This is a genomic window from Acidovorax sp. FJL06 (genome assembly GCF_003852545.1).
GTDB lineage: Bacteria > Pseudomonadota > Gammaproteobacteria > Burkholderiales > Burkholderiaceae_C > Acidovorax.
The window spans coordinates 210,251-217,102 of record NZ_QAJR01000029.1; the positions used below are offsets into that span (position 1 = coordinate 210,251).

5 protein-coding genes are annotated in these 6,852 nt (G+C 68.2%); all 5 read right to left on the reverse strand.

The genetic code is table 11. From position 1 onward, the window contains the following. Positions 1–3 precede the first annotated feature (3 nt). The 5 genes from DBV10_RS16990 to DBV10_RS17010 all read right to left on the reverse strand — a co-directional run bounded on the left by DBV10_RS16990 (position 4) and on the right by DBV10_RS17010 (position 6,681). Entirely contained in the window at positions 4–1,245 is a 1,242-nt protein-coding gene (locus DBV10_RS16990) for an HDOD domain-containing protein (RefSeq protein WP_124514767.1), read from the reverse strand. A gap of 70 nt (positions 1,246–1,315) precedes the next feature. Next, positions 1,316–2,569 (reverse strand): flagellar hook-associated protein FlgL, encoded by a 1,254-nt coding sequence (gene flgL, locus DBV10_RS16995; protein ID WP_124514768.1) that lies wholly within the window; start codon positions 2,567–2,569, stop codon positions 1,316–1,318. 26 nt (positions 2,570–2,595) lie between these two features. After that, positions 2,596–4,572, reverse strand: coding sequence for a flagellar hook-associated protein FlgK (gene flgK, locus DBV10_RS17000; protein ID WP_124514769.1), 1,977 nt, complete (start codon positions 4,570–4,572; stop codon positions 2,596–2,598). Between the two features lie 25 nt (positions 4,573–4,597). Then, entirely contained in the window at positions 4,598–5,515 is a 918-nt protein-coding gene (flgJ, locus tag DBV10_RS17005) for a flagellar assembly peptidoglycan hydrolase FlgJ (RefSeq protein ID WP_124514770.1), read from the reverse strand. A gap of 14 nt (positions 5,516–5,529) precedes the next feature. Continuing rightward, positions 5,530–6,681: a flagellar basal body P-ring protein FlgI gene (locus tag DBV10_RS17010; protein ID WP_124514771.1), complete on the reverse strand. Its 1,152-nt coding sequence runs from the start codon at positions 6,679–6,681 to the stop codon at positions 5,530–5,532. Positions 6,682–6,852: the final 171 nt, after the last annotated feature.

The following is a 6,852-nucleotide window of genomic DNA, read 5'->3' on the forward strand; positions in this document are numbered from 1 at the left end:
CGCTCAGCGCCCGGCGGGAGGGCGTTCCACTTCCAGATCGGCCAGCACCCGCAGCAGCGCGCGGTTGACCTCTTCCAGGTCCAGCTCGTAGGTCTCGCACAGCTGGCGGATCGCGCTGGCGTCGTCGGTCTCCAGCGCGCAGGCCATCTGCAGGCCGCTGGCGTAGGGGCCGGTGCGCAGCACGGTGGCGTCGTAGATGCGCTCGGACAGCGGCAGGCGGCGCAGGATGGTGCCCAGGGGCTCGCCCAGCAGCTCGTCCAGCTGCGAGAACAGGCCGCACAGGTAGATCTCGCGGCGCAGGTCGTTTTCGATGCCTGCGTCCAGCAGGTGGGCGGTGAGCTGGGCGCGGATCAGCATGGCGGCACGCACGGGCAGCATGTTGGGGTCGGTGCTGGCGTGGGGCAACTGGTCGGACAGCCAGCGCTTGATGGAGCTGTAGCCCATCATCACCAGGCCCCGGCGCAGCGAGTCGATGCCGGTGCGCAGGCCCAACGCGGCCGAGTTGGTGTAGACCATGAAGCGGTACGCGAGCAGCGGGTCTTCGCCCATGATGTCTTCGAACGTCTCCAGCGACTGCTCGGCGTCGATGGCCTTCATGAGCTTGAAGATCACGGCGTGGGACGGCTGCTGCGGGTGGTGGCGCTGGCTGTACAGCACGTCTTCCGACGGCCAGCCCGCCAGGGCCATGGCGTTGCCGTGGTCCAGGCAGTGCTCCATCAGTGCGCGGCTGGCCACGTTTTCGTACATCTGCCCGGCCAGCACGGGGCTGGCCGCGCGGGCTGGCGCGGCAGGGGCCCCGAGGCGCGCGGGGGTTGCCTGCAGGGCTGCCACGGCATCTTCGGGGCGCAGGGTCAGCAGGCTGTTGTCAAAGCAGCGCGCCACCTCGGGCTCCGGGAGCTTGCCGGCGTCGCCGCGCCACACCAGCCGCAACCCGCGCTGGTGGGCAGCCTTCACGCGCGAATAGATGGCCGAGTCTGACAGCCAGTCGCCGCGCACCTCGATCCAGGGGGCGCCGCGCGGCGCGTGTTCCAGCAGGTCGCACAGCAGCTGGCGCGTCTGGGCGGAGATCAGCAGGGGCGGCGAGCTGGCGGACCACAGCTCCTGCAGGGTGCGCAGCAGGTGGCCGGCATCGACCACGGCCGTTGCCTCGTTGTGCGCATACAGCTGGATGCCCGCGAGCTTGCGGGCCCGGTTCCACAAAGGGCGGTAGCCCAGAATCAGGCTGCCAAGGACAGATTGGACCATGTGCTCTCAGGCGTTGTCTCGTCGTTGGGGGCTCTCCCCGCCTGGGCTGTGCGGCGTGGGAAAACCCGCTTTAACTGATGAAATTGAACAGCGACAACTTCTGAACCTGGGCATAGGACTTGAGCGCTGCCTCGTAGCCCACCTGCTGGTTCTGGAAGTCCGAAATGCCCTTGATCATATCGAGATCCTCGGCGCGCGAGCGGTCGCCTTCAAGCTGGATGGAGCGCTTGTCCTGGTCGCCCGTGATGCGGTCGGCGCGGTTGAGCAGCTCGCCGGCGTAGCTGCGCATGTTGTGCACCCGCTCCAGCCCGGTGTCGATGTTGGCCAGCGCCTGCCCCACGGCCTGGATGGCTGCGTTGTTGTTGGGGGCATTGCGGATGCCGTTGATCGCGCTGTCCAGCGTGCTGAACATGCTGGCGCTGGGCTGCAGGGTGACGGTGTCGCCGTTGGCGGGGTTGCCCTTGATGTCGAAGGCGAGCCCCGGAATGCCCGCGACGGCAATGGTGACCGGCTTGTCGGTGGGGTAGTCGGGCACCACCACGGGGGCGGACACGGCGCCAGTCGTGGTGTTGGTGAGGGTGTAGGTGGCCGTGCTGGTGCCGGCGGTGGCGCCCGGGCCCACGGCGCTGAAGGTGATGCTGTAGTTGTCGCCCGTCACCAGGGCCAGGTTGGTGGGCGTGACCGCCGTGGTCGTGAGCTGCCGGCCGACCGGGATGGCGCTCACGCCGGCGGTGTAGACGCCGTCGCGGTTGGGGTCGAACATGAAGGCCGAGTCGCCGTCGAGCGTGCCGGGCACGGTCACGCCCGTGCTCGCCGTCTGGCCAGGCTGGCCCTGGAAGCTGTAGTCGGGCGAGCTGCTCAGCGGGCCCAGGAAGGGGGCCAGCGCACTGCCCAGCGCGCTCAGCAGCGGGATGCCGTTGGTGTCCTTGCGGTTGGCAACCTCCAGCAGCTGTTCGCGCAGGCCCTGCAGTTGGTGGGCCACGGTGGCGCGGTCGTTGGGCGTCATGCTGGCATCGCCCGCGCTGACCACCAGCTCGCGGAAGTTCTGGATCAGGTTCACGGCGTCGCCCAGTGACGATTCGCCCTGGGCGATGGCGTTGCGCTGGGTCTCCAGCGCGCGCTGCTCGGTCTGGATGCGCGACAGGCGGTTGAGCGCGCGCTCGGCCTGGGCGGCCGACACCGGGTCGTCGCTGGCCCGCACCACGCGCTTGCCTGAGGTGAGGTTCTCCTGCAGGTTGGACAGGCTGGTCTGCCGTGCGCCCAGGTTGCGCAGGGCGTTGTCGTACATGTTGGCCGTGCCAAGGCGGTAGATGTTTGTGCTCATGTCGAACTCCTCGCGCGGGTGCGCGGTCAGCGGCCCATGCCTTGGATCAGCGAGTCAAAGATGTTCTGCGCAATCTGGATCATTTTGGACGAAGCCTGGTAGGCCTGCTGGTACTGGATCAGCCGGGCGGCCTCCTCGTCCAGGTTCACCCCCGAGACGGCCGTGCGGTCGCGCTCCAGGTTGGAGGCAATGGTGGTGGACAGGTCTGCCGCGAACTTGGCGCTCTGCGTGCGCGTGCCCACCTGGGCAATGGCACCGGCGTAGCCGTCGCTCAGCGTGGATTCGTCGAACATCTTCACATCGCGCAGGCTCATCAACGCGTTGGCGTTGCCCGAGTTGCGGGTGTAGGCGTCGCCGTACTGCGGGTCCAGCGCATTGCCGATGACGACCGTGTCGCCGGTCTTGGGGCTGCCCTGCAGCTTGATCTCCCACCCGTTGATGGAAATCGGCGCGCCTGAGGTGTAGGGCTGTGCGGCGGCCAGCACGGTGGGCGGCGCCGTGCCCCGGTCGAGCACGTCATAGGTGGTGGGCGGGCCTGCGGTGAACTGCAGCTGCACCCCCCCCAGGATGGGCGGGAGGGCGGCGGGGTTGGCATTGGCCGGCAGCACCAGTCCGGGCGGGTTGGGCAGGCCCGTGGCCTTGAGCCCGGCCAGCTGCATGGTGCCGCCGTTGGCCGTGCCCATGGCCGCGTTGATGGGGTTGGCCACGGCCAGGTCGCGCGGTGAGTACACCAGCGCCTGGATGTTGTTGGCCGCCGTGCTGAACGGCTTGAACAGCATGCGCTCGCCCGGGTTGCCGGGCGTGGTCAGGTTGAAGTTCAGGCCGTCGATCTGCAGCGTGGCCAGGTTGGCGGCGCTGGTGAACGCGGTGGACTTGCCATCCGACAGGCGCACGACCTGGCCGGCGGTGCCGACGGTGAAGCGGATCTCGTAGTCCGAGGCCGCGAACTGCGTGGGGCCGGTGAACGACACGGTGCCCACGCCGGCGCCGTTGGTCGAGCCCGGCATGCTGGTGGGCAGCGCGAACAGGTCCTTGCCGGGCACGCCATCGAGCGTGAGGCCCAGGTTCTGCTGGTCGTTCATCGTCATGCCGATGGCCAGCGCCATGCGGCCCAGCAGGTTGCGCCCTTCGGTCAGGTCGTTGTTGTTGAAGCGCAGCAGGCCCGAGATCGAGCCACCGCCCAGCACGTTCTCGTCCATCTCGACCGGCGAGGCGCCGGGGCGGTTGAAGAACAGCTTGGTCTGCCCGCTGGCGGGGAACTGGGTGGCATCGTCGATGGACAGGCTGGTGGCCGTGGTGCCCAGCACCAGCGGCTGGCTGCCGGCCACGAACAGGCCCACGGTGCCATCGTCGGCCGGGATCTGCGTGGTCTGCACGTACTGGTTGATGTTGCGGATGATCTGGTCGCGCTGGTCCAGCAGGTCGTTGGGCGTCTGGCCGTTGCCCTTGGCGCGCGCAATCTGCTCGTTGATGCTGGCCATCTGCGTGGCCAGGCTGTTGATGGCCGTGACGCTGCTTTGCAGCTGTTCGGTGACGGTGTACTGGATCTCGTTGAGGCGGTCGGCGGCCGTGCGCATGCGCGCAGCGGTCTCGTCCAGCCGCGTGAGCACCACCGTGCGCGCCGTGATGTCGGTGGGGGCGCTGACCACGTCCGAGAACGCGTTCATCATGTCATTGATGGCGGCGCCCAGGCCCTCGGTGCCGCCACTGAACACCTCCTGCAGCTGGCTCAGGCGCTCGGCGCGCACGGCGTCGGCGGCCTGCGTCGAGCCCGCAGCGGCCGACTGGCGCGTGAGCAGCTCGCTCTGGTTGCGCAGGATGGTCTGCACATCCACCCCTTGGCCGATGTAGCCACCGCCCGTGAACTGGCCCTGCACGGTCTGCAGCACCACGGTCTGGCGCGAATAGCCGGGCGTGTTGACATTGGCGATGTTGTGGCCTGCGGTCTGCAGGGCCACCTGGTTGGCCAGCAGGGCGCGGGCGCCGACGTTGAGCAGACTCATGGCTTACCTCGGTTCTTCCCGCGCGTCATGCCTGGGCCCGCTGTACGCGCAGCGCGCTGTTGATGGCGCCGCTGAGTTTCTTGGCGTACTCGGGGTCGGTGGCGTAGCCGGCCTTTTGCAGCTCGGCCGCGTAGGCCACGGCCGAGCCGGTCCGGGCGGTGGCCTGGGCCTTTTCGTAGCGCGGGCTCTCGTTGATCAGGCGCGCGTAGTCGCGGAACGAGTCCTCGTACGAGTCGTAGGCACGGAACTTGGCCACCACCTTGCGCGGGGTGCCGTTGATGTATTCGGTGGTGGTCACTTCAGCGACCTTGCCCGTCCAGCCCTTGCCGGCCTTGATGCCGAACAGGTTGAAGGAGTTGGAGCCATCGGCATTCTTGATCTCGCTCTTGCCCCAGCCGGTCTCATGGCCGGCCTGGCCCAGCATGAAGCTGGCGGGGATGCCGCTTTCCTGCGAGACGCGTTCGGCCGTGCTGCTCAGGTGCTGCACGAAGCCATCGCGGCCCTTGGGGGCGGGGAGGGTGCTCTCGGCGGCGGGCGATGTGGCTGCGGCCACGCGCGGCATGGCTTTTTGCAGGCTCAGCGTGGAGGGCACCGAGAAGTTGGTGTCGGCGCCGCCCATCTGGCGCGAGAGCTGGCGTGCAATGGCCTCGGACAGGCCGCCCTGCTGGCCCGACATGTTCACCGACAGCTGCTGGTCCAGCATGTCCTGCCCCAGGTCGGCGCCGCCGCCTTCCATCAGGCCCGACTTCATGGTGGCGTCGCGCATGCTCTTGATCAGCTCGCGCATGAACAGCGATTCAAATTGCTTGGCCACCTCGCGCGTGGTCTGCGCGTTGTTGACCGTGCCCGCGTCGTACTTGAGGGTGTTGAGCGAGCGGATGTCGGCCGCCAGCGCATTCGGGGTGCTGCTGGCGTTGGACGAAGAAGGCAGGGTGAGGGCCATGGGTGCGCCTCCGGTCAGATCACTTCCAGCTCGGCATTGAGCGCGCCGGCGGCCTTGATGGCCTGCAGGATGGCCAGCAGGTCGCCCGGCGTGGCACCCAGCGAGTTCAGTGCCTTGACCACGTCTGCGAGCTGCGGCGAGGCGGGCATCTGGATGACATTGCCCGGCTCCTGGTTGATGGTGATGTCGCTCTTTTGCGTGACCACCGTCTGCCCTTGCGAGAACGGAGCGGGCTGGCTGATGACGGGGGTGGAGCTGATGGTGATCGACAGGTTGCCGTGCGCGATGGCGCAGGGCCCCAGCGTGACCGACTGGTTGAGCACCACCGATCCCGTGCGGGCATTGATGACCACCTTGGCCGAGGGCGCGGACGACTCCAGCGGCAGCTCTTCCAGGTCGGCGATGAAGCCCACGCGGGCGCCGGGGTCCATCGGCGCGCGCACCTGCACCGTGCGGCCATCCAGTGCCGTGGCCAGGCCGCTGCCCAGCTTGGCGTTGATCACCTGCGCCACGCGGCGGGCGGTCTGGAAGTCAGAGGCGTTGAGCCCGAGGTTGATGGTGTCGCCCTCGTTGAGCGGCGTGGGAACGGCCCGTTCGACCTGTGCACCGAGCGGGATGCGGCCCGCGCTCAGGTGGTTGATCTGCACCTTGCTGCCCCCCGCCGAGGCCCCGGCGCCGCCCACCACCATGTTGCCCTGTGCCAGCGCATAGATTTCGCCGTCGGCGCCGCGCAGGGGCGTGACGATCAGGGTGCCGCCCTTGAGGGACTTGGCATTGCCCATGGAGGACACGTTCACGTCGATCTGCTGGCCCGGCTGCGCAAAGGCAGGGAGCTGGGCCGTGACGATCACAGCCGCCACGTTCTTGAGCTGCAACTGGCCCGCCGCGCTGGGCGGCAGGCTGATGCCCATCTGCTGCAGGTAGTTGGACATGGCCTGCGTGGTGTAGGGCATCTGGGTGGTCTGGTCCCCTGTGCCATCCAGCCCCACCACCAGGCCGTAGCCGGTCAGCTGGTTGGTGCGCACACCCTGCACGGCCGCCACTTCCTTGATGCGCAGGGCCTGGGCGGGCAGGGCCAGGCCGACCGCCACCAGGGCCAGCAGCAGCCACAGCGCGCGCGCGGGGCGCGGCAGACGGGAGTGGGACAAGGCTTTCATGGCATCCATTGTGGTGGGCCAGGGCCAGAACTAAAACCCAAAAAGAAGCGGGTTCACCGGCTTATTGCGTGGGTTCTCGGGCGAGTGGGGAAGGGCCGGTGGCGCGCGGAAAGCCAAGCAGGCGCCGGTGCCGCGCTACAAGGGGGAATATGAATAAAAACACCTGATTAGCGACTTACC

Coding starts and splice junctions, on each gene's coding strand:
- flgL (WP_124514768.1), bottom strand. CDS start 2,569: ATGAGCACAAACATCTACCGCCTTGGCACGGCCAACATGTACGACAAC.
- DBV10_RS16990 (WP_124514767.1), bottom strand. CDS start 1,245: ATGGTCCAATCTGTCCTTGGCAGCCTGATTCTGGGCTACCGCCCTTTG.
- flgK (WP_124514769.1), bottom strand. CDS start 4,572: ATGAGTCTGCTCAACGTCGGCGCCCGCGCCCTGCTGGCCAACCAGGTG.
- flgJ (WP_124514770.1), bottom strand. CDS start 5,515: ATGGCCCTCACCCTGCCTTCTTCGTCCAACGCCAGCAGCACCCCGAAT.
- DBV10_RS17010 (WP_124514771.1), bottom strand. CDS start 6,681: ATGGATGCCATGAAAGCCTTGTCCCACTCCCGTCTGCCGCGCCCCGCG.